At 67.4% G+C, this 22,032-nt stretch carries 18 protein-coding genes; 11 read left to right on the forward strand and 7 right to left on the reverse strand.

The features are described from left to right. Positions 1-77 precede the first annotated feature (77 nt). Genes A3ES_RS0109565 through A3ES_RS0109585 form a run of 5 tightly spaced genes read right to left on the reverse strand, consistent with a single transcriptional unit; the run spans position 78 to position 5,485 of the window. Positions 78-1,466: an NAD(P)/FAD-dependent oxidoreductase gene (locus A3ES_RS0109565; protein WP_026162713.1), complete on the reverse strand. Its 1,389-nt coding sequence runs from the start codon at positions 1,464-1,466 to the stop codon at positions 78-80. Between the two features lie 5 nt (positions 1,467-1,471). Beyond that, complete coding sequence (locus A3ES_RS0109570) at positions 1,472-2,281, reverse strand: ABC transporter permease (RefSeq protein ID WP_020386579.1); 810 nt, start codon at positions 2,279-2,281, stop codon at positions 1,472-1,474. Then, the gene (locus tag A3ES_RS0109575; protein ID WP_020386580.1) at positions 2,278-3,165 is read right to left on the reverse strand and encodes an ABC transporter permease; all 888 of its coding nucleotides are present in this window, start codon (positions 3,163-3,165) and stop codon (positions 2,278-2,280) included. The genes A3ES_RS0109570 and A3ES_RS0109575 overlap by 4 nt, the downstream gene beginning before the upstream one ends. After that, positions 3,162-4,301, reverse strand: coding sequence for an ABC transporter ATP-binding protein (locus tag A3ES_RS0109580; RefSeq protein ID WP_020386581.1), 1,140 nt, complete (start codon positions 4,299-4,301; stop codon positions 3,162-3,164). Before A3ES_RS0109580 ends, A3ES_RS0109575 begins: the two co-directional genes overlap by 4 nt. Positions 4,302-4,306: 5 nt before the next feature. Next, positions 4,307-5,485: a polyamine ABC transporter substrate-binding protein gene (locus A3ES_RS0109585; RefSeq protein WP_020386582.1), complete on the reverse strand. Its 1,179-nt coding sequence runs from the start codon at positions 5,483-5,485 to the stop codon at positions 4,307-4,309. A 157-nt stretch (positions 5,486-5,642) separates the two neighbouring features. On the opposite strand from A3ES_RS0109585, the gene A3ES_RS0109590 reads away from it, so the two are divergent. Then, entirely contained in the window at positions 5,643-6,122 is a 480-nt protein-coding gene (locus A3ES_RS0109590; RefSeq protein WP_020386583.1) for an Lrp/AsnC family transcriptional regulator, read from the forward strand. Beyond that, the gene (locus A3ES_RS0109595) at positions 6,107-7,501 is read left to right on the forward strand and encodes an NAD(P)/FAD-dependent oxidoreductase (protein ID WP_020386584.1); all 1,395 of its coding nucleotides are present in this window, start codon (positions 6,107-6,109) and stop codon (positions 7,499-7,501) included. Before A3ES_RS0109590 ends, A3ES_RS0109595 begins: the two co-directional genes overlap by 16 nt. A gap of 18 nt (positions 7,502-7,519) precedes the next feature. Here the strand turns inward: A3ES_RS0109595 and A3ES_RS0109600 are convergent, their stop codons facing one another. After that, the gene (locus A3ES_RS0109600) at positions 7,520-8,236 is read right to left on the reverse strand and encodes a hypothetical protein (RefSeq protein ID WP_020386585.1); all 717 of its coding nucleotides are present in this window, start codon (positions 8,234-8,236) and stop codon (positions 7,520-7,522) included. Between the two features lie 197 nt (positions 8,237-8,433). On the opposite strand from A3ES_RS0109600, the gene A3ES_RS0109605 reads away from it, so the two are divergent. Beyond that, positions 8,434-9,591: an ROK family transcriptional regulator gene (locus A3ES_RS0109605; protein WP_083933316.1), complete on the forward strand. Its 1,158-nt coding sequence runs from the start codon at positions 8,434-8,436 to the stop codon at positions 9,589-9,591. A 1,094-nt stretch (positions 9,592-10,685) separates the two neighbouring features. Beyond that, positions 10,686-11,093: a MarR family winged helix-turn-helix transcriptional regulator gene (locus A3ES_RS0109610; protein WP_020386587.1), complete on the forward strand. Its 408-nt coding sequence runs from the start codon at positions 10,686-10,688 to the stop codon at positions 11,091-11,093. A 20-nt stretch (positions 11,094-11,113) separates the two neighbouring features. On the opposite strand, the gene A3ES_RS0109615 is transcribed toward A3ES_RS0109610, so the two are convergent. Continuing rightward, positions 11,114-11,854, reverse strand: coding sequence for a GntR family transcriptional regulator (locus tag A3ES_RS0109615; RefSeq protein WP_020386588.1), 741 nt, complete (start codon positions 11,852-11,854; stop codon positions 11,114-11,116). A 161-nt stretch (positions 11,855-12,015) separates the two neighbouring features. Here A3ES_RS0109615 and A3ES_RS0109620 point away from each other — a divergent pair, with 161 nt between their 5' ends. Genes A3ES_RS0109620 through A3ES_RS0109650 form a run of 7 tightly spaced genes read left to right on the forward strand, consistent with a single transcriptional unit; the run spans position 12,016 to position 22,019 of the window. Then, entirely contained in the window at positions 12,016-12,804 is a 789-nt protein-coding gene (locus A3ES_RS0109620; protein ID WP_020386589.1) for a TIGR03084 family metal-binding protein, read from the forward strand. Beyond that, on the forward strand, positions 12,801-14,528 hold the full coding sequence (locus tag A3ES_RS0109625; protein ID WP_020386590.1) for an acyclic terpene utilization AtuA family protein: 1,728 nt from the start codon (positions 12,801-12,803) through the stop codon (positions 14,526-14,528). Before A3ES_RS0109620 ends, A3ES_RS0109625 begins: the two co-directional genes overlap by 4 nt. Continuing rightward, positions 14,525-15,646 (forward strand): acyl-CoA dehydrogenase family protein, encoded by a 1,122-nt coding sequence (locus tag A3ES_RS0109630; protein ID WP_020386591.1) that lies wholly within the window; start codon positions 14,525-14,527, stop codon positions 15,644-15,646. Before A3ES_RS0109625 ends, A3ES_RS0109630 begins: the two co-directional genes overlap by 4 nt. Next, positions 15,643-17,208, forward strand: a complete 1,566-nt coding sequence (locus A3ES_RS0109635; protein WP_026162716.1) for an acyl-CoA carboxylase subunit beta — start codon at positions 15,643-15,645, stop codon at positions 17,206-17,208. The genes A3ES_RS0109630 and A3ES_RS0109635 overlap by 4 nt, the downstream gene beginning before the upstream one ends. 5 nt (positions 17,209-17,213) lie before the next feature. Then, positions 17,214-19,250: an ATP-binding protein gene (locus A3ES_RS0109640; RefSeq protein WP_020386593.1), complete on the forward strand. Its 2,037-nt coding sequence runs from the start codon at positions 17,214-17,216 to the stop codon at positions 19,248-19,250. After that, on the forward strand, positions 19,247-20,404 hold the full coding sequence (locus tag A3ES_RS0109645) for an acyl-CoA dehydrogenase family protein (RefSeq protein WP_020386594.1): 1,158 nt from the start codon (positions 19,247-19,249) through the stop codon (positions 20,402-20,404). The genes A3ES_RS0109640 and A3ES_RS0109645 overlap by 4 nt, the downstream gene beginning before the upstream one ends. Before the next feature lie 49 nt (positions 20,405-20,453). Further along, on the forward strand, positions 20,454-22,019 hold the full coding sequence (locus A3ES_RS0109650) for an AMP-binding protein (protein ID WP_020386595.1): 1,566 nt from the start codon (positions 20,454-20,456) through the stop codon (positions 22,017-22,019). The last annotated feature ends 13 nt before the right edge of the window (positions 22,020-22,032 follow it).

Raw genomic sequence — 22,032 nt, forward strand, 5'->3', positions numbered from 1 at the left:
CACCTTCGATTGCCGCTAGCGGTTGCGAGGTCGCTGATCAGGAGGGTGAAAAGGGGGCGAATGAACGGGTGGGTGGGTTAGAAGTCGAAGCCGAGTCCAAGGCGGTCGAGAGTTCGCAGCCACAGGTTGCGGTGACCGCCGTGGGCATCGGCCTGCGCCATCGACCAGCGGGTCAGGTGGATGCCGGCGGCGCGGATTGGCTCGGGCGGGAACGGGAGTGGGCGCTCGCGGACCATCCGGAGCTCTGTGCGCTCGGAGGTTTCGCCGTACAGGAGGTCGAGCATGACGTCGGCGCCGAAGCGGGTCGCGGCCACTCCTAGGCCGGTGTAGCCGAGGGCGTAGGCGATGCGGCCTTCGGAGGCGGTGCCGAAGAAGGCGCAGAAGCGGGTGCTGGTGTCGATCACGCCGCCCCAGCGGTGGGTGAAGCGCAGGCCTTCCAGTTGCGGGAAGGTCGTGAAGAAGTGCCGGGCCAGCATTTCGTGGACGGTGTCGCGCTGTTCGAGGGCCGGGTTGATGCGGCTGCCGAAGTGGTAGAGCGGGGTGTAGCCGCCCCACAGGATCCGGTTGTCCCGGGTGAGCCGGTAGTAGTGGAAGAGGTTCGACGCGTCGCCGATGCCCTGGCGATGGCGCCAGCCGATCGCAGACAGTTGCTCGGCCGACAGCGGCTCCGTAGCGAGGACAAGGTCATAAACCGGGACGGTGTAGAGACGTAGACGCCGGAGCAACGAGGGAAAGGCATTGGTGGCCAGGGCGATTCTGCCCGCGCGTACGGACCCTGTTGCCGTGCGCAACAAGTCGCCGCGCAGGCTGGTCACCGGCGAGTGCTCATGGATCCGCACACCGTGGTCGAGGCAGACTCGTCTGAGTCCCCAGGCGAGTCTGGCCGGTTCGACCAGCGCGGTGCCGTCGTGATCGGCGAGCGCGCCAAGGTAGGTCTGGGAGTTCACCTCGGCGCGGGTCTGGTCACCATCGAGCAGGGTCAAGTTGTGGCCGAGCGCTTGCCGGGCCTCAGCTTCCTCGGCCAGATCGTCCAGTTGGTGCGGAGCCGTCGCGACCGTCAGCTCACCCGTCCGCTCCCAGCCGCAGTCGATCCCGTACTTCGCGATGGTCGCGCCGATCGCCTCGAGGTTCTCCTCACCGAGCCGCTCCAGCAACGGCAACTCGTCCGGCCACCGAGCCAGGCCGTTGCCGAATCCGTGCGTCAGGCTTGCAGCACAGAACCCACCATTGCGACCACTCGCCGCGTTCCCACAGGTCCCCGCCTCCAGGACGACCACATCGAGCGACGGGTAGCGCTCTTTGGCTCGAAGCGCTGTCCACAGGCCGGTGTAGCCGCCGCCGACGATTGCGAGGTCGGCGCGCTGGTCGCCCACGAGCGGTTCCGCGGTATCGGGCGCGGAAAGGTCGTCCAGCCAGAAGACGCGGGGCTCGGCGTCACGCAGCGCGGCATCGGCGAGCGCCCGCATCTCGCTCACCGAACCCGGGCATTCCGCCGCCGGCGGGCCAGTTCTCCACCTAGTACCAAGACCAACGCGAGCAGGAACATCGCCGTACCGATGACGTTGATCTGTGGCGGGATGTCGCGTTGCGCCGAACCCCAGACGAACATCGGGAAGGTCACCGTCGTCCCGGCGTTCAGGTTGGTGATGATGAAGTCGTCGAACGACAGCGAGAAGCTGAGCAGCGCGGCGGCCAGGATGCCCGGGAAGACGAGCGGGAAGGTGATCCGCCAGAACGTCTGCCACTCGTTGGCGTACAGATCCATCGCCGCCTGTTCGAGCCGCGAATCCATCCCGGTCAGCCGCGCCTTCACCGTGACGACCACGAACGACAGGCAGAACATCACGTGTGCGATCAGGATCGTCCAGAAGCCCAGCCGGCCGCCGAAACCCGACGACACGAACAGTGCCAGCAGCGACGAGCCGAGCACGATCTCCGGCGAGGCCATCGGCAGGAAGATGAACAGGTTCGTCGCGGACCGGCCGCGGAACCGTCGCCGGACCATCGCGAACGCCATCAACGTGCCGAGCGCGGTGGCGATGACCGTGGCGACCAGGCCGATCCGCAAGCTGACGCTGACCGCCTCGCACAGCCCGGACGGCCGGCACGGATGCTGCCAGTTCTCCCAGGTGAAGCCGTCGAACGTGTAGGACAGCTTGCTCTTCGGCTCATTGAAGGACATCAGCATCACGACGAAGATCGGCGCGAACAGGTACAGCAGGACGAGCAACCCGGCAAAGAGGATGAGGTGCCGTCCGATCCAGCGACCGACCCGCGTCATACCAGCTCCTCCGTCCCGGAACGGCGTACGTAGAAGAGGACCAGGACGACGATCGCCGCCATCAACGTGACCGACAGAGCGGCAGCCGTTGGATAGGCGCCGGCCGCGAAGAGTCGCTGGATGTCGTTGCCGATCATCCGTTGTTTCGGCGTACCGAGCAGTTGGGCGTTGATGTAGTCGCCGGCCGCCGGGATGAAGGTCAGCAGCGTGCCCGCGACGACCCCCGGCATCGACAGCGGCAGCGTCACCGTGCGGAAGGTCGTGAACGGCCCGGCGAAGAGATCACCACCGGCCTCGATCAGGCGGTGGTCGATCTTCTCCAGGCTGGCGTAGAGCGGAAGCACCATGAACGGCAGGAAGTTGTAGGTCAGGCCGGTCACGACCGCCGCCGTCGTCGCGAGCAGGCGACCGTCCGAGCCGAGGATGTGCACCGCCTTCAAGGCATCCACCACAAAGCCGTTGTCGCTGAGCAGCATCTTCCAGGACAGGGTCCGGATCAGGAAGCTGGTGAAGAACGGCGCGATCACCAGCGCCAGCATCACGTTCTTCCATCGGCCGGCCTTGAACGCGATCGCGTAGGCGAGCGGATAGCCGAGCAACAAGCAGAAAGCCGTTGTCAGCAAGGCGTACCACAACGATCGCCCGAACGGCCGTGCATAGTCGGCCAGCGCATCCACGTAGTTGTGCCAGCTCCACGTCATCGAGAAGCCGGCTTCGATCGAGCCATCCGGGTCGTACAGGCTGGCCGCCAGCAGCGACACGATCGGTACGACGAAGAACAGCAGCAGCCAGAGGCCACCCGGAAGGAGCAGCAGGTACGCCGTCAGCCGTCGCCCCTGTCGCTCTGGCTTCCCGGCGGCAGGGACGGGAACGAGGGCGCTCATCCCGCGTCGTCCGCGATGTCCTCGACGCCCGCCAGGGCGTCCTGCGCCGCATCGAGCACGAAGGTGTGCGACGGCTGCCAGTGCAGATCGACCGAATCCCCGACCTTCAACGCCGCCCGCGCCCCAGTGTTCTGCTCGAACACCGTCAGCTCCTGCCCCCACGGCAACTTCGCCAGGTACTGCGTACTGACGCCGATGTAGCTGACATCGGTCACGACCGCCGATCGCAGGACGTTGGAGCCGGCCTCCTCCTCGGAGCCGGCGGGAGCGAGGAAGACCTTCTCCGGTCTGATCCCCATCCAGACGTCGCCCTCGGTCACCCGGCAGCGCGGTACCGGCACGGTGATCTTGCCGCCATGGACGTCGACCACGACACTCCCATCGGCCTGGCCGAGGATTGTGGCGCGGACCAGGTTGGACTGGCCGAGGAAGTTGGCGACGAAGGTGGTGGCCGGCAGGTCGTAGAGTTCGGCAGGCGAGCCGAGCTGCTCGATCACGCCCGCGTTCATCACCGCGATCGTGTCGGCCATCGTCATGGCCTCTTCCTGGTCGTGCGTGACGTGCACGAAGGTGATGCCGACCTCGGTCTGGATCCGCTTCAGCTCGATCTGCATCTGCCGTCTGAGCTTGAGATCCAGCGCGCCCAGCGGTTCGTCGAGCAGCAGCACCTGCGGCCGGTTGATCAACGCCCGGGCCAGCGCGACTCGTTGCTGCTGGCCACCAGACAGCTGGGTCGGCTTTCGCTTGCCATAGGCACCTAGTTCGACGAGGTCGAGCATCTCGCCGACCTTCTGCCTGACCTCCTTGATGCCACGGCGGCGCAACCCGAAGGCGACGTTCTCGAAGATGTCGAGGTGCGGGAAGAGCGCGTAGTTCTGGAAGACGGTGTTGACCGGGCGCTTGTACGGCCGCAGCCCGGTGATGTCTTGGTCGCCCAGACTGATCGTCCCGGCGGTCGGCTCCTCCAGCCCAGCGACCATCCGCAGCGTCGTGGTCTTGCCGCACCCGGAGGGGCCGAGAAGCGCGAAGAACTCGCCCTGCGGCACGGTCAGGTCCAGCTGGTGCACGGCCCGATGACCAGCGAACTGCTTGCTGATACCGCTGAGCACTAAGTCGCTGGAGCCGGTGAGGTTCATGGCGGTCAGCCCCCGATCGCGAGGTTGAAGTCGGTTTCGTAGAGCTTCGCCTTGGCCGTGTCCAGCGGCATGAACGCGAAGGTCTTCTCCAGGACGGCCTGGTCGGGGAAGATCAGCGGGCTGTCGACCAGCTCCGGGTCGACCTTCTCCATCGCCTCACGGGCGCCCTCGACCGGGCAGATGTAGTTCACCCAGGCCGCCAGCGTGGCCGCGACCTCCGGGTCGTAGTAATAGTTCATCAGCGCCTCGGCATTCGCCTTGTGGGCGGCCTTGTTCGGCACCAGCATGTTGTCCGACCAGAGCCCGAGGCCCTCTTCCGGAATGACGAACTTGATGTCCGGGTTGTCGGCCTGGAGCGCGAGCACGTCGCCCGACCAGGCTTCGCAGGCGACGATGTTGCCGGCGTTCAGGTCCTGCACGTAGTCGTTGCCGGTGAAGCGGCGGATCTGCCCGGAGGCGACGTACCCACTCAGCCGGTCGAGCGCCTTGCTCCAGGCGGCATCGTCGAACTTCGCCGGGTCGGCGCCGTCCAGCCGCAGCATGAAGGACATCGTGTCGGGCATCTCGGACAGCAGCGTGATCTTGCCCTTGAGATCGGCGCGGCTGAGCAGATCGGCGTAGCTGCCGACTTCCTTCGTGTACTTCGCGTTGTAGGCGATCCCGGTCAGGCCGGTTTGCCAGGGCACGCTGTAGTCGCGGTTCGGGTCCCAGCGGGGCGCCTTCAGTTGTTTGAGCAGGTGCTTGTCGACGTTCGGGATCTTGGCGTGGTCGAGCTTCTGGATCCAGCCGAGGCCGACCGTGCGCGCGGCCATCCAGTCGGTCAGGACGAAGATGTCGCGACCGCAGGGCTGGCAGGCACCGAGCTGGTCGCGCACCTTCGCGTAGAACTCGGCGTTGTCGTTGACGTCGGCGGTGTAGGTGACCTTGATGCCGGACTTCTTCTCGAAGGCGTCCAGCGTCGGCAGCAGGGTCTTGCCGTTGACCTTCTCCTCGGACTCGTCCATGTAGCTCGGCCAGTTCGAGAAGATCAGCGACTTCTCCGTCGCCGACTTGTCGGTACTGACGCAGCTGCCGGCGCTCTGCTTGGCGGCCGGGATCCCGCAGGCGGTCAGCAACCCACCCGCGCCCAATCCAAGCGCGGCCCCGCGGAGGACGGCCCGGCGCCCGATCACAGGCTGGCTCATCAGACCTCCCTAGCAGAGTCATTCCTGAGGGCTTTCGCGGGCGATACTGTCAAACGGTTCCCGCCAAGACAAGGGATTCCGAAGTTGTAGGTGGATTTGGCAACGGATTCCGGTACCGCGGCTTGCCTACACCCGGTACCGCTGACAGGATCTGCTGGTGACCGGACGCACGGGGAACCCCGACCAGAACGCACTGCTGGACGACACCGCCAAGGCGATCATCCGCGAACTCCAGCTCGACGGGCGCAAGTCGTACGCCGCGATCGGCAAGGCGGTCGGGCTGTCCGAGGCCGCCGTCCGGCAGCGGGTCCAGCGGCTCACTGACGCCGGCATCATGCAGGTGGTCGCGGTCACCGATCCGCTGGAGATGGGTTTCGCCCGGCAGGCGATGATCGGGATCAAGGCCGAGGGCGCGCTCGAGCCGATCGCCGACGAGCTCGCGGCGATGGACGAGATCGAGTACGTCGTGATCACCGCCGGCTCGTTCGACCTGCTGGCCGAGGTGCTCTGCGAGAGCGACGAGCAGTTGCTCAAGGTGTTGTCAGAGCGGGTCCGGTCGATCAAGGGTGTGAAGGTGACCGAGACCTTCGTCTACCTGAAGCTGGTCAAGCAGACCTATTCGTGGGGTGTGCGCTGAACCTCTGGGCCGAGACCGCGGAGCCCGCGGGGCCTGCGGGCTCTGCGGAGTCCGCGACGGACCGGCCGCGGCTCGCCGGTGACCGGGACGCCGACGTGGCGATCGTCGGCGCCGGGTACACCGGCCTGTGGACGGCGTACTACCTGGCGAAGGCCGATCCCGGTCTCCGGATCGTGATTCTGGAGGCGGAGACCGTCGGGTTCGGTGCTTCTGGACGCAACGGCGGCTGGTGTTCCGCGTTGTTCCCGGTGTCCTCGCACCGACTCGCCTCGCTGCCCGGATCGAGTCGCGATTCGGCGATCGCAATGCACCTGGCGATGCAGGCCTCGGTGAACGAGGTCGGCCGGGTCAGTGCCGTCGAGGGCATCGACTGCGACTACCACAAGGGCGGCACGATCGTGCTCGCGCGGACTCGGGCGCAACTGGCTCGCGCGCGGTCGGAGGTCGAGGAGGCCGCTGAATGGGGGCCTGGCGATCTGCGCTTCCTGGAGCCGGACGAAGTCGCCTCCCGGGTCCGGGCGACAAAGGTGCTCGGGGCAACATTCACCCCGCACTGCGCGGTCATCCACCCGGGCAAGCTGGTCCGCGGGCTCGCCTCTGTCGTCGAGCGCCTTGGCGTCACGATCTACGAGCACACGCCAGTCCGTGCGATCGAGTCCGGCCGGGCTGTCACGCAGTACGGCGTACTGCGGGCTGAGGTTGTCGTACGGGCGACTGAGGGGTTCACGCCTTCGCTGGCTGGGGAATCGCGAGCGGTGGCGCCGGTCTACTCGTTGATGGTGGCGACCGAGCCGTTGAGTGCGGAGACGTGGGACCGGATCGGGCTGACGGATCGGCCGACGTTCAGCGATCACCGGCATCTGGTGATCTACGGGCAGCGGACGGCTGATGGCCGGCTGGCGTTCGGCGGGCGGGGTGCGCCGTACCATTTCGGCTCGCGGGTCAAGCCGTCCTTCGACACTGAGCCACGGGTCTTCGGCGCGCTGCAGCGAACGCTGCGGGAGCTGTTCGGCGGGCTGGACGACGTGGGCTTCACCCATGGTTGGGGCGGACCACTCGGCGTACCGCGGGATTGGTGCGCGTCGGTCGGGATCGACCACGGAACCGGCCTCGCCTGGGCCGGCGGCTATGTGGGCGACGGCGTCAGTACGACGAACTTGGCGGGGCGCACGTTGACGGATCTCATCCTTCGCCGGGACACGCGGCTGATCCATCTCCCTTGGGTCGACCACCGCTCACCCCACTGGGAACCAGAACCACTCCGCTGGCTCGGCATCAATGCGGGACTCCGCGCGATGACCATCGCCGACACCGAGGAGCGCCTGACCAGGAGGAACAGCCTGATCGCGCGATTGATGGCGCCTTTGCTCGGAGGCTGAAATGGCCGTCGGCCTGGTCTAGCCGCTGGCTTGGGCGGTCAGGGCTGGGAGGGCCGGGAAGTTGGCCAGGTCTGGGAGGGACGGGAGGTCGGCGAGGATTGGGCGTTCGACGCTGGCGCGGCCCGCGAGGAGGACCTGGAGGCGGGGGCCGTGCAGGATCGTGGGGTCGTGGAGCCAGTCCTCGATGACGGGGACGGCGGCGCGGTGGTGGTTGGAGAGATCGCGGAGGCTGAGTTCGTCGACGTTGACCGGGTTGCCGGTCAGTTCGACGATGTCGCTCATCAGGCCACCGACCTGTTCCTCCCAGAGAGGGTTGTCGGTGGCAACTTCGTCGGATCTGATCAGCAGCAGTGCGACGTCGCTCTTGAGATCACCCTCGCCACGGGCGGCAGCGCCGTACAGGCTGGTGTGCAGGGGTGCGATGCGCCAGGAGGCGATGTTCGCGGACAGGGTGTCGGCGAAGGTGGCGCGCAGGTTGGCGAGCAGTTCGACGGCTTGGGCCGCGAGGTGGGACCGGTTGAGCCGGTAGAGCAGCGAGCTGCCGGCCTCGTCGACGTGCACCAACCCGGTCGAGGCCAGCCGATGGAGAACCAGCCGGACGCCGGCCACGCTGCCAGTGCCCGCCTCGGCGTGCACCTGACGGCCGGACAGCATCCGGTCGGCTCGCGCGAGCACCTGAAGCACCGGACCGTCGAGCGAGGGGATGACAGTGCTGATCGGAGTACTGAAATCCACCGGCTACCGTGCCCACAATTCTGCGGATGTGATCACTTTAGTGATCATAGTGACCAACTGATCACTTTGTGTCAGCGGTCGAAGCGGCGAGGTCGGCTCTCACTCCGCACGGCTGAGTTTGTTAGGCAGCCTGCCTAACTTACGGGAAGTATCATCAGGCCCGGAGGCTGACGTCAAGGCTTAACTAAAGGTGGCCAATGAACCGTGTTGTGAGCGGTACGCCCAGTGCGAGCGTCGTGCTGACCCAGTTGCTGTCCCGGTCCGAGCCACAGACCCGGTCGGAGCTGGCGGTGGCGTGCGCGCTGTCCCGTCCGACGGTTTTCGCCGCGGTGGAGCGGCTCGAATCGCTCGGGCTCGCGGAGCCGGTGGCGCAAAGAAGTGGTCTACCCGGACGCACGGCCACTCTGTACGGCGTACCGGCTGGTGCTGGTTGTGTCGCGGGGATCGATATCGGCGGCACGAACCTTCGGGCAGCCGTTTGTGACCTCAGCGGTGCTCCGTTGACCGAGTTGAAGCGGGCCACTCGAGCGAAGGGCGCGGCGAGCGTCGTACGGCAGGCGGTTGAGCTGCTCGCTGAGGCGCGGTCGGCGGCTGATCGTTTGGAGGTGCCGCTGCTGGCGGCGGGGGTGTCGATCCCGGGTGTGGTGAACCCGCACGATCCGATGGTCCGCTACGCGTGGAACGTCGGGCAGGACCAGCCGTACGACTTCTACTCGCAGTTGTCGGCGGCGATCGACGGGCCGGTGCTACTGGAGAACAACGTGAACCTGGCCGCGATCGGTGAGCAGCGGCATGGCGCCGCTACCGAGGCGTCGATGTTCGCGGTGATCGCGATCGGGACTGGCGTCGGCGCGGGCATCATGCACAACGGCGTACTGCTGCGCGGAGCCCATGGCGCGGCGGGCGAGGTCGCCTTCTTGCCGACCGGTCACGCACACCGCAGCGGTACGCCGTCCAGCGCGGACGAGGCCGGCGGCAAGGCGCTGCTCCGCGAGGCACGGGCCCTCGACCCGGCGTTGAAGGATGTCGCGGACCTCTTCGAACGAGCCCGCCTCGGCGACCCGCAAGCGCTGTCCCTGGTCGAGGACGAGTGCCGCCGGATCAGCGAGATCGTCGCCGCCATCTGCGCGGTCGTCGACCCGGAAACAGTCATCCTCAGCGGCGGCATCGGCGACAACGACTTCCTCGCCGCCCGCGTCGCCGACCTCGCGTCCGCTCTTCCCATCCCCCCAACCATCATCCGCTCCACCCTCGGCGACCGAGCCAGCCTCGTCGGCGCCATCACCACCGCCACCACCCACGCCGCCACCCACCTCCTAACCCGACTAGAACCCCCCAACTCAGTCACCGGCTGACTCTCCCGGCGTTGCACACACCAGAACCAGGGGGGTTGGTGTGTATCGAGACACCAGAACCCCGGGGGTCGACACCGCCGCGCGAAGCGTGGGGTCCGCCCCGCCCCGCGGGGTTCGCCCCTTGGCAGACCAAGGGGCGAACCATTCCAGGAGGAGCTAACCCCCGCCCCGCCGGGTTAACCCCAAGGCCGGTCGGTTGGGTGAAGCGTCACTTCGTCAAGGACAGGTAGGCGTCGGCCACGTCCGACGAGGTACGGCGTGGGCCGGATCGGCGGGATGGGTGGCGAGTGGCGTCCAGCACAGTGGCGGGCACGAGGGTGCACTCGAAACTGTCCGCCACCGGCGCCGGTCACCCTCACCGGTTGGGGAGGATCTTCGCTGGACCTGCGGAGGATTTTGGCCCCGGTCTGGCACATTTCCCTCCTCAACCGGCGAGGTGGGATCGACCTTGGGCACGGGCCGGGCGTCGTTCGGTGGGTTGGGTGCCTGGCCGGTGCGCAAGGTGGCTCGGGGTGGTCAAGAGGGGGCGAATGATCGGGTGCTGTCGGCCTGGCGAGGACCGGATGGCGGGCACAGACCTCGTACCACTCCGCCGGACGTCACGCTGAAGGGGTCGTCGACCGACGAGACCCCGTGGGGCACGTGGCCGGGGAGGGGCCGGACGCTCATGCATACCCCTCTCCGGCCGGGAAGCGCTTCCCTCGGCGTGTCGGAGCATCGGGGCCGGGTCGTGCGTGCGCCGGCGTCCGCGGCTTCGCCACGGCGGTCGCATGGGTCGAGTACCCGACCAACTGCCCCTTGCCCGCGGTTCGGCCACGGCGAGGTACCTCCCCGGAAACCGCTGAACTTACTGGCCTTGGGGTTGACCCCTCAGAGGGTTGGCTGGGTGGAGGGTCACTTTCGTCAACGACAGGTGGCGAGGGGGGATTGACTTTGGGTACGGGCTGAGCGCGGTTCGGCGGGTTGGGTGTCTGTGTGTCCAGTTGTCCTGGATCGTGATAGTCAGGTTTAGTGACTGTCATGGGTTTGTACGAAGGGGGTTGTTGGTGGTGGTGAGTCGGGCGGGGCGTGGTCGGGGGGATTCTGATCTTGGGATGTTGGCTGGGCAGTTGTTGTTCGGGGTGCAGCGGGAGTTGTTCGGGAAGTTGGGTGAGCTTGGGTTTGACGATCTGCAGCCGCGGCATGGGGCTGTACTTGCGTACTTGGACGTTGACGGGGTGCGGGCTACTGAGCTGGCTCGGCGGTCGGGGCAGCACAAGCAGGTGATTGGGACGATGGTCGATGAGCTGGAGGCGCTGGGGTATGTCGAGCGGCGGCCGGATCCTGTTGATCGGCGGGCGAAGCTGATCCGTCCGACGGAGCGCGGTAGGGCTGAGTTGGCTGCGGCCGACAAGATTCTTGCGGCGATGCAGGAGCGGCATGCGCGGCGGCTCGGGCGGGAGAAGTACGCGGCATTCAAGGCCGCCTTTCAGGACATCGTCGAGCACCAGCGGAAGCGTTAGAGCGGTCACTTCGGAGGCGGTTAGAGGCCTTTGGCGTCTGCGCGGAGGGTGGGGGTCATCCGGAGTTCGGCGGTGAAGGCGTAGCGGTCGCCGCGGTAGACGGCTGAGGTGTACTCGAAGACGCGCTCGCGGCGGTCGAAGCTGACCCCATGCAAGGCCAGGCACGGCTGGGTGCCGGGGATGTTGAGCCACTCGGCCGTCTTGGCGTCGGGCATCACCGGTTCGAGCTTCGACGTACCGCTGACCAGTTCGATGCCGTACCGGTTGGTCAGCAGCTCGTAGAGCGAGCCGCTCAGGTCCTCGGCTTCGAGACCGGGCACGTAGCTGCCGGGCAGCGTGGTGCGCTCGACCACCATCGGCATGTCATCGGCGAGCCGGAGCCGGGTGAAGGTGAGCACGGGGTCACCGACCGGGATCCGGAGCCGGCGGGCGGCCGCGCGTTCGGCCTTCTGCCGGCGAAACTCCAGCGTCTTGCTCCCCGGCTGCATGCCCCGGCGGCGGATGTCCTCGGAGAAACCCATCATCCCAAGCCACTTCGCCACCTTCGGGCGCGCGGTGTAGGTGCCACTACCGTGCCGCCGAACCAGCAGCTCCTCGATCACCAGTTCGTCGACCGCGCGACGCAGCGTCATCCGCGCCACGTTCCACCGCGCCGACAACTCCCGCTCAGGCGGCAGCGCGGCACCCTCAGGCAGGGTGTCGATCAGGTTGAGCAACAGCGCCCGGATCTCAGCGGCCTTCCCGGGCAGCGAACTGTGCATCCACCCTGCCTAACACCACACCAGGGTCTACGGGAACCCTTTCCAACAGCATGCAACAGACCCCGCTAGACCAGTCGTCCGGAAAACAAAAACAAGCAGGCTTGATTCTTTTTGGCGACGGTGGGAGGCTCGGCTGACCAGGTCGAGGGCAGGAGTCACGCGTGCAGTTGGATGAGGTGCTGGCGGATCTGAGTGCTGAGAGTGTGGAGCTGGATCTGCTGGTTGGCGGGTTGGCGGCGGATGGGTGGGGTAAGCCGACGCCCGCTGAGGGGTGGACGGTTGCACATCAGATCGCTCATCTTGCGTGGACGGATGAGGCTGCTCGGTTGGCTGCGGTGGAGCCTGAGGAGTTTCAGGTTGAGTTGCAGAAGGCTGTGGATAACCCGGCCGGATTTGTGGATGACGGTGCCGCCGAGGGTGCTGCGCTGCCGCCCGGTGAGTTGCTGACCTATTGGCGGCAGACGCGTGGCGAGTTGCAGGAGGCGCTGCGCGCGGTACCGGCTGGACAGAAGTTGGCCTGGTTCGGGCCGCCGATGAGTCCGACCTCGATGGCGACCGCGCGGTTGATGGAGACCTGGGCGCATGGGCAGGACGTCGCTGACGCGCTTGGTGTGACTCGGCAACCGTCCAATCGGCTGAGGCACGTCGCGCACCTCGCAGTACGGACTCGGGACTTCGCTTATCTGTTGAATGATCGCCAGCCGCCGGCAGCGCCGTTCCACGTGGAACTGAGCGGGCCGGATGGCGAGCTGTGGACCTGGGGGCCTGAGGACGCCGAGCAAAAGGTGAGCGGCAAGGCGATGGACTTCTGTCTGCTGGCGACTCAGCGGCGGCATCGCGATGACCTCGACGTACGGGCGGTCGGCGCAGAGGCCGACGAGTGGCTGGGGATCATCCAGGCGTTCGCCGGGTTGCCGGGCAAGGGCCGCGAGCGAGGGCAGTTCGCATGAGCGAGCAGGCGCCGATCCGGATCGGGAATGCTTCGGGGTTTTACGGTGACCGGTTCAGCGCCTTTCAGGAGATGCTGACCGGCGGGCCGCTGGATGTCCTGACCGGCGACTATCTGGCCGAGCTGACGATGCTGATTCTCGGCCGTGACCGGTTGAAGGACCCCTCGCTCGGCTACGCGAAGACGTTCCTCAGGCAGTTGGAGGCCGGGCTCGGTGAGGCGCTCGACCGCGGCGTCAAGGTGGTCAGTAACGCTGGCGGCCTCAACCCCGCGGGACTCGCGCAGGCCATCCAGGAGCTCGCGGACAAGCTCGGACTGCACCCCAAGATCGCGTACGTCGAAGGCGACGACCTCCTCCCGCGCGCCAAGGAACTCGACCTCGGTCAGCCGCTGACGGCGAACGCCTACCTCGGCGCCTGGGGTATCGCCGAAGCCCTCAAGGCCGGCGCCGATGTGGTGGTCACCGGCCGCGTCACCGACGCCTCCGTGATCGTCGGACCGGCCACCGCCCACCACGGCTGGCGGCGCGACCAATACGACGAACTGGCGGGCGCTGTCGTCGCCGGGCATGTGATCGAGTGCGGCTGTCAGGCGACCGGTGGCAACTACGCGTTCTTCCACGAGATCCGCGATTTCGGCCGGCCCGGTTTCCCGATCGCGGAGATCCACGCCGATGGCAGCAGCGTGATCACCAAGCACGACGGTACCGGCGGCGCGGTCACGATCGACACGGTCAAGGCCCAGCTGCTCTACGAGATCGCCGGCCCCCGGTACGCCGGCCCGGACGTGACCGCGCGGATGGACACGGTCGAGCTGGCCGAGGACGGCCCGGACCGGATCCGGATCACCGGCGTGGAAGGCGAGCCACCGCCGCCGACGTACAAGGTGTCGCTGAACAGCGTGGGCGGGTTCCGCAACGAGGTGGATTTCGTGCTCACCGGCCTAGAACTGGAGGCGAAGGCCGAGCTGGTCCAGCGCCAGCTCGAGCAGGGACTCTGGAAGAAGCCGGCCGAGCTGAAGTGGTCGCTGGTCTGGACCGAGCAGCCGAACGCGGAGACCGAGGAGCTGGCGAGCGTCCTGCTCAAGTGCATCGTGAAGGACCCCGATCCGAAGGTGGTCGGCCGCGCTTTCTCCAGCGCGGCGATCGAGTTGGCGCTGGCGAGCTACCCCGGTTTCCACGTGACTGCTCCACCCGAGGACGCCTCGCCGTACGGCGTGTTCACCGCCGGGTACGTCGATGCGCGCAAGGTCGAGCACGTCGTGGTGCTCCCCGACAACACTCGCCTCGCGATCGAGCCCTCCGACGACACCCAGGAGCTGGAGACAGCGGAAGGCGGCGCGCTCCCGATGCCGCTGCCGCAGCTGGTCGCCGCGGGCAGGCCGGCCAGGTCGCTCACGCGAGAGGTGCCGCTGGGCCGGGTCGCTGGGGCAAGGAGTGGCGACAAGGGCGGCGACGCCAATGTCGGGGTGTGGGTGCGGAGCGAGACGGCTTGGCGGTGGTTCGCGCACACGTTGACGGTCGAGCTGTTCCGGGAGCTGCTGCCGGAGACCCAAGGTCTGCCCGTGACCAGGCATGTCTTCCCCAATCTGTGGGCGCTGAACTTCGTCGTAGGCGGGTTGCTCGGCGAGGGAGTCGCGTCGCAGGCGCGATTCGATCCGCAGGCGAAGGCCGTCGGCGAGTGGCTGCGGTCGCGGTACGTCGACGTACCCGAGGTGTTGTTGTGAACGCCTTCGGCGAGAGCGTTCGGCGGTTCATGGCGGCGGAGGTGCTGCCCAATCTCGAGCGGTGGGAGCGCGACGGGGAGCTGCCGCGCGAGTTGCACAAGAAAGCGGGCCAGCTCGGGCTGCTCGGCGTCGGGTTCCCGGAGGCGGCCGGCGGTGGCGGTGGTTCGCTCGAAGACGCGATCGCTGTGGTCGAGGAGATGCACTATTCCGGTGGCTCCGGCGGCCTGGTCGCCTCGCTGCTGACCTGCGGGATCGCGCTGCCACATATCGTTGCTGCAGGCAACCAGGATCACATCGACCGGTGGGTGCGCCCAACCCTGCAAGGCGAGTTGATCGGCGCGCTGGCGATCACCGAACCTGACGGCGGCTCCGACGTCGCCTCGATCCGCACTACGGCGCGCCGCGACGGGGACGGCTTCATCGTCAACGGCGCCAAGACCTACATCACCTCCGGGTGCCGGGCCGACTTCGTCACCACGGCGGTTCGCACCGACGGACCAGGTGCGCATGGGATCTCGTTGCTGGTGATCGAGCGCGGTACGCCGGGCTTCGAGGTGTCGCGCAAGCTGGAGAAGATGGGCTGGCTCTGCTCGGACACGGCCGAGTTGTCCTTCACTGACGTACGGGTGCCGGCCAGCAACCTGGTCGGTGAGGCAGGCACGGGATTCGTCCAGTTGGCGCAGAACTTCGTTGCCGAGCGGCTGACGCTCGCAGTACAGGCCTATGCGGGAGCGCAGCGTGCACTGGACCTCACGGTCGAGTGGTGCAGGGCGAGGGAGACCTTCGGCCGGCCGCTGATCTCGCGGCAGACCGTGCAGCACACGTTGACGGAGATGGCACGGCGGATCGACGTCGCCCGGGTCTACGTGCACTCGGTTGCCGAACGCGCGGCTCGCGGCGAAGACGTGATCGCCGAGATGTGCTTCGCCAAGAACACCGCGGTCGAGGCCGGCGCGTGGGTGTGCGATCAGGCACTGCAGTTGCACGGCGGGCTCGGGTACATGCGCGAGGCCGAGGTGGAGCGCCAGTACCGCGACCAGAAGATCCTCGCCATCGGCGGCGGCACCACCGAGATTCTGACCAGCCTGGCGGCCAAGAGACTGGGGTTCACCGGATGAGCAATCGCGAGGCGATGCTCGACAAGCTTGCCGAGTTGGGCACCGAGCATCAGAAGGCGCTGGCCGGCGGCGGAGCGAAGTACGTCGACCGGCACCACCAACGCGGCAAACTGCTGGCGCGGGAGCGGATCGAGTTGCTGCTCGATCCGGACACAGCGTTCCTCGAGTTGTCGCCGCTGGCCGGCTGGGGCAGCGACTTCACCGTCGGCGCGAGCCTGGTCACCGGGATCGGCGTGGTGGAAGGCGTCGAGTGCCTGATCACCGCGAACGACCCGACCGTCAAAGGCGGCGCAAGCAACCCGTGGACGCTGCGGAAGGCGCTGCGGTCGGATGAGATCGCCCGGGCGAACCGGCTCCCGGTGATCAGCCTGGTCGAGTCGGGCGGTGCGGATCTGCCGACCCAGAAGGAGATCTTCATCCCGGGCGGCGCGATGTTCCGCAACCTGACCCGGCTGTCGGCCGAGGGGATTCCGACGATCGCGCTGGTGTTCGGCAACTCGACCGCCGGTGGCGCGTACATCCCGGGCATGAGCGACTACGTGGTGATGGTCGACGGCGGCGCGAAGGTGTTCCTGGCCGGTCCGCCGCTGGTGAAGATGGCGACCGGCGAGGACGCGGACGACGAGTCGCTCGGTGGCGCCGCGATGCACGCGCGGCAGTCCGGGCTGGCCGACTACTTCGCCGTCGACGAGCGCGACGCGATCAGGCTCGGCCGGCAGATCGTGTCGCGGCTGAACTGGAAGAAGCTCGGCCCGGCACCCGCATCGGAGTACCGGGAGCCCTTGTACGACGAGGACGAGCTGCTCGGGATCGTGCCGGGTGACCTCAAGATCCCGTTCGATCCGCGAGACGTGATCGCTCGCGTGGTGGACGGATCGGTGTTCGACGAGTTCAAGCCGCTGTACGGGTCGTCGCTGGCGACCGGCTGGGCGTCGGTGCACGGCTATCCCGTGGGGATCCTGGCCAATGCGCGCGGCGTGCTGTTCAGCGAGGAGTCGCAGAAGGCGGCGCAGTTCATCCAGCTGGCCAATCGGGCCAACACGCCGTTGATCTTCCTGCACAACACGACCGGCTACATGGTCGGGCAGGAGTACGAGCAGGGCGGGATCATCAAGCACGGCGCGCAGATGATCAACGCGGTCTCCAACTCGCGCGTGCCGCACATCTCGATCCTGATGGGCGCGTCCTACGGCGCCGGGCACTACGGGATGTGCGGGCGGGCGTTCGATCCACGGTTCCTGTTCGCCTGGCCGTCGGCGAAGTCCGCGGTGATGGGACCGCAGCAGCTCGCCGGGGTGCTGTCGATCGTCGCGCGGGCGGCGGCGGCCGCGAAGAACCAGCCGTACGACGAGGACGCCGACGCCGCGATGCGGGCTTATGTGGAAGGCCAGATCGAGGCGGAGTCGCTGCCGATGTTCCTGTCCGGACGCCTGTACGACGACGGCGTGATCGACCCACGCGACACCCGGACCGTACTCGGCTTGTGTCTGTCAGCCATCCACTCAGGCCCCGTAGAGGGCACCCGCTTCGACGGCGCCAACTTCGGCGTCTTCAGGACGTGACGGCGATGATCACATCGGTGCTGGTGGCGAATCGTGGGGAGATTGCGCGGCGGGTGTTTCGGACGGCTCGGTCGCTGGGGGTGCAGTGCGTGGCGGTGCACTCGACGGCGGATTCCTTGGCGCCGTACGTCGGGGAGGCGGACGCGGCGGTGCATTTGCCCGGTACTGCGCCTGGTGACACCTATTTGCGCGGTGAGCTGGTGATCCAGGCGGCTCTAAAGGCTGGCGCGGATGCGGTACATCCTGGCTATGGGTTCTTGTCGGAGAGCGCTGGGTTTGCGGCGGCGGTGATCGAGGCCGGGCTGACCTGGATCGGGCCGCCGGTCGAGGCGATCTCGTCGATGGGGTCGAAGATCGAGGCGAAGAAGCTGATGGCGGCGGCCGGCGTACCGGTGCTGGCGGAGCTGACGCCTGCTGAGGTGAGCGCCTCCGATCTGCCGGTGTTGGTGAAGGCGTCGGCCGGTGGTGGCGGGCGCGGGATGCGGGTTGTCCGGCGGCTGGAGGATCTCGCGGCTGAGATCGATGCGGCGTCGGCTGAGGCGTTGTCGGCGTTCGGTGACGGGACCGTCTTTTGCGAGCGGTATCTCGCGACCGGGCGGCACATCGAGGTGCAGGTGCTGGCGGATCAGCACGGGACGATCTGGGCGGTCGGCGAGCGTGAATGCTCGATTCAGCGGCGGCATCAGAAGGTCGTCGAGGAGGCGCCTTCGCCGTTGGTGGAACGTCTTCCGTGGATGCGGTCGCGGTTGTTCGAGGCGGCGCGGAAGGCTGCGGAAGCGATTGGGTATGTCGGTGCTGGGACGGTTGAGTTCCTCGCGGATGAGGAGGGTGGTTTCTACTTCCTCGAGATGAATACGCGGCTGCAGGTCGAGCATCCGGTGACGGAGTCGACTACTGGGTTGGATCTGGTGGCGTTGCAGTTCGCTGTCGCGGCGGGCGAGGCGTTGCCGGCCGAACCGCCTGCTCCTGTTGGGCATTCGATCGAGGTGCGGCTTTATGCCGAGGATCCCGCAAACGATTGGCAACCTCAAACCGGCACCCTCCACCGCTTCGCGGTGGAGGGTGCCGGAGAGGGAAGGCGGATGGTCGCTCCTGGACGCGCGGCGGGGGTAGGGCTGGCCGGGGCAGCGGTGGGTCCGGCAGGGCTGGCGGGGGTGGCGGAGTTCACCGCAGGTGGGCCTCGGGAGGGGGCGCCGTGGGTGCGGGTGGACTCCGGTGTTGTCAGCGGGTCGGAGGTTTCGCCGTACTACGACGCGATGGTGGCGAAGGTGATTGTGTGGGGTAGCACCCGCGAACAGGCTGCTGCGCGGCTTGCGGCGGAGTTGCAGCGGGCTGAGATCCACGGCGTGCTGACCAATCGGGATTTGCTGGTGTGGATTCTCCGGCATCCCGCGTTTTTGGCTGGGGATACCGACACCTCGTTCTTCGACAAGCGCGGGATTGGTCCGGCTGTCGATGAGGCGGCTGAGCGCGTGGCTGCTGTTGTGGCGGCGTTGGCGGATGCGGCTTCGCGGAAACAGCGTGCGACGGTGCAGCGTGGGTTGCCTGGTGGGTGGCGGAACTTGGCCTCCCAGCCGCAGCGGAAGAGTTTCCGCGTGGGCGATTCGCAGTACGACGTCGAGTATCGGCGGACTCGCGATGGATTGACCGTCGACGGTGCTGTGGTGGTCGAGGCGACGGCTGAGCGAGTGGTGCTGGAGGTCGACGGGGTGCGGCGGCCTTTTGGCGTTGCCGCTTATCCGGGGCTGGTTTGCGTGGGGCCGGTCGCGCTGACGCCTGTCGAGCGGTTCCCGGATCCGTCGCAGCAGCTTGCGGTTGGGGCCTTGGTGGCTCCCATGCCGGGGAGTGTGGTGCGGGTCGGGGTCGCGGTTGGCGACAAGGTGACTCGCGGGCAGGGACTGGTGTGGCTGGAGGCGATGAAGATGGAGCACACCATCTCCGCGCCGGCCGATGGGGTGGTGACCGAACTCGCCGTTGCCGCAGGGCAACAGGTCGAGGTCGGGATGGTACTGGCCGTAGTACAAGTGGAGGAGGACGCATGAGCTTCGTCGAGTCCGAGGAACGTCGCGCTTTGCGGGCGGCGGTGAGCGAGCTGGGCAAGAAGTACGGCTACGCCTACTTCAACGAGCGAGCGCGCTCCGGCGGGCAGACCACGGAGCTCTGGCAAGAGGCCGGCAAGCTCGGCTACCTCGGGGTGAACCTGCCGGAGCAGTACGGCGGCGGTGGCGGCGGGATGGCCGACCTGTCGATCGTGCTGGAGGAGCTCGGCGCGGCCGGTTGCCCGTTGCTGATGATGGTCGTGTCGCCGGCGATCTGCGGCACGGTGATCACCCGGTTCGGCACCGACGGGCAGAAGGAGCAGTGGCTGCCCTCGCTGGCCGATGGGACCACCACGATGGCTTTCGCGATCACCGAGCCAGACGCCGGTTCCAATTCGCATGGGATCACCACCACGGCCCGGCGTACCGGGGATGGCTGGTCGTTGTCCGGCCGGAAGGTCTACATCTCCGGGCTCGACGTCGCCAAGGCCGTCCTGGTCGTCGGCCGGACCGAGGACGCGAGAACCGGCAAGCTGAAGCCCGCGCTCTTCATCGTGCCGACCGATGCGCCGGGCGTGGAGTTCCGGAAGATCGAGATGGACCTGATCAGCCCGGACAAGCAGTTCTCGCTCTTCCTCGACGACGTGCAACTGCCCGCCGAGGCACTCGTCGGCTCCGAAGACGCCGGCCTGATGCAGCTCTTCGCCGGTCTCAACCCGGAGCGGATCATGGCGTCGGCGTTCGCGATCGGGATCGGCCGGCACGCGCTCGGCAAGGCCGTTGCCTACGTCAAGGAACGGCAGGTCTGGAAGACGCCGATCGGCGCTCACCAGGGCATCGCGCACCCGCTCGCGCAGAACAAGATCGAGCTCGAACTCGCCCGGTTGATGATGCAGAAGGCCGCCGCCCTGTACGACGCCGGCGACGACCTCGACGCGGGCGAGGCGGCGAACATGGCCAAGTACGCCGCCGGTGAGGCGACCGTGCGGGCCACCGACCAGGCCGTCCAGTCCCTCGGTGGCAACGGCATGACGGTCGAGTACGGCGTCGCCTCGCTGGTCGCGGCCGCGCGCGCCAGCCGGATCGCTCCGGTCAGCCGGGAGATGATCCTCAACTTCGTCGCGCAACACAGTTTGGGCCTCCCAAAATCCTACTGAGCCGAAGTCGTACTGATTCCGCCGTCGTCGTGTAGAGAGGACCACCGTCATGGTCATCCACAGTGAGTACCCGCCCGTCGAGATCCTCGACGTGCCGATCCACGACGCGGTGCTCGGCCGCGCCCAGGAGTACGGCGACCGGCCGGCGCTGGTCGACGGCGTCACCGGTCAGCAGATCAGCTACGCGCAGCTCGACGGGATGAGCCGGCGGATCGCGGCCGGGTTCGCCGAGCTGGGGATCGTGCACGGCGACACCATCGCGCTCTACAGCCCGAACACGATCATCTATCCGGCGGTGTTCTACGGCGCGACCCGGGCGGGCGCCACGGTGACGACGGTCAACGCGCTGTACACGGCGAACGAGTTGCACAAGCAGTTGGTGGACTCGAAGGCGAAGTTGCTGGTGACAATTTCGCTCTTCCTGCCGATCGCGACCGCCGCGGTGGAAGGGACCGGCGTCCAGGAGATTCTCGTCTGCGACACGGCCGAGGGGTACCGGTCGGTGATGGAGTTGCTGGCGTCGACGGCGCCGGAGCCGGTGGTCGACATCGACCCGGCCAACGACGTCGCGGTCCTCCCGTACTCGAGCGGGACGACCGGCGCGGCCAAGGGCGTGATGCTGACGCACCGCAACATCGCCACGAACATCACCCAGGCCGAGCCGATGATCAGCCTCTCCGACGGCGAGCGGCTGATCGCGATCCTGCCGTTCTTCCACATCTACGGGCTGACCGTGCTGATGAATCTGCCGCTGCGGCTCGGCCTGACCGTGGTGGTGCTGCCGAAGTTCGACCTGCAGCAGTTCCTGACCGTGCTCGACGAGCAGAAGATCACCCGGGCCTTCGTCGCGCCGCCGATCGTGCTGGCACTGGCGAAGCACCCGGCTGTCGACGGGGTGGACCTGTCCGCGCTGAAGTACGTGACGAGTGCCGCGGCACCGCTCGACGGCGACCTGGCCGAGGCGTGCGCCAAACGGCTCGGGCTGCACGCAGTACTGCAGGCGTACGGGATGACTGAGTTGTCGCCGGGCACGCACTCGGTGCCGCAGGACGACATCGATCCACCGGCCGGTGCCGTCGGCAAGCTCTTCCCGTCCACCGAGATGCGGCTCGTCGGTGCCGATGGCAACGACGTACCGGCAGGTGAGGTCGGCGAGGTCTGGATCCGTGGCCCCCAGGTGATGAAGGGGTACCTGGGCCGGCCCGAGGAGACGGCCGCGACCATCGACCCGGACGGCTGGCTGCACACCGGTGACCTCGGTCGCGTGGACGAACGCGGCTATCTGTACATCGTCGACCGGGTCAAGGAGCTGATCAAGTACCACGGGTACCAGGTGCCGCCGGCTGAGCTCGAGGCCGTGCTGCTCACCGACACCCGGATCGCGGATGCGGCCGTGATCGGCGTCCAGTCCGAGGGCAACGAGGTGCCGAAGGCGTTTGTCGTCCCGATGCCGGGGGTGGAGCTGACCGAGGCCGACGTGATCGAGTACGTCGCGGAGCGCGTCGCGCCGTACAAGAAGATCCGGCAGGTGGAGTTCATCGACGCCGTCCCGAAGGCCGCTTCGGGCAAGATCCTGCGGCGCGAGCTGAGGGCACGGGAGGCCGGCCGTGAGTGAATCCTGGCGGCCG

It is taken from the genome of Kribbella catacumbae DSM 19601 (assembly GCF_000372465.1).
Classification (GTDB): domain Bacteria; phylum Actinomycetota; class Actinomycetes; order Propionibacteriales; family Kribbellaceae; genus Kribbella; species Kribbella catacumbae.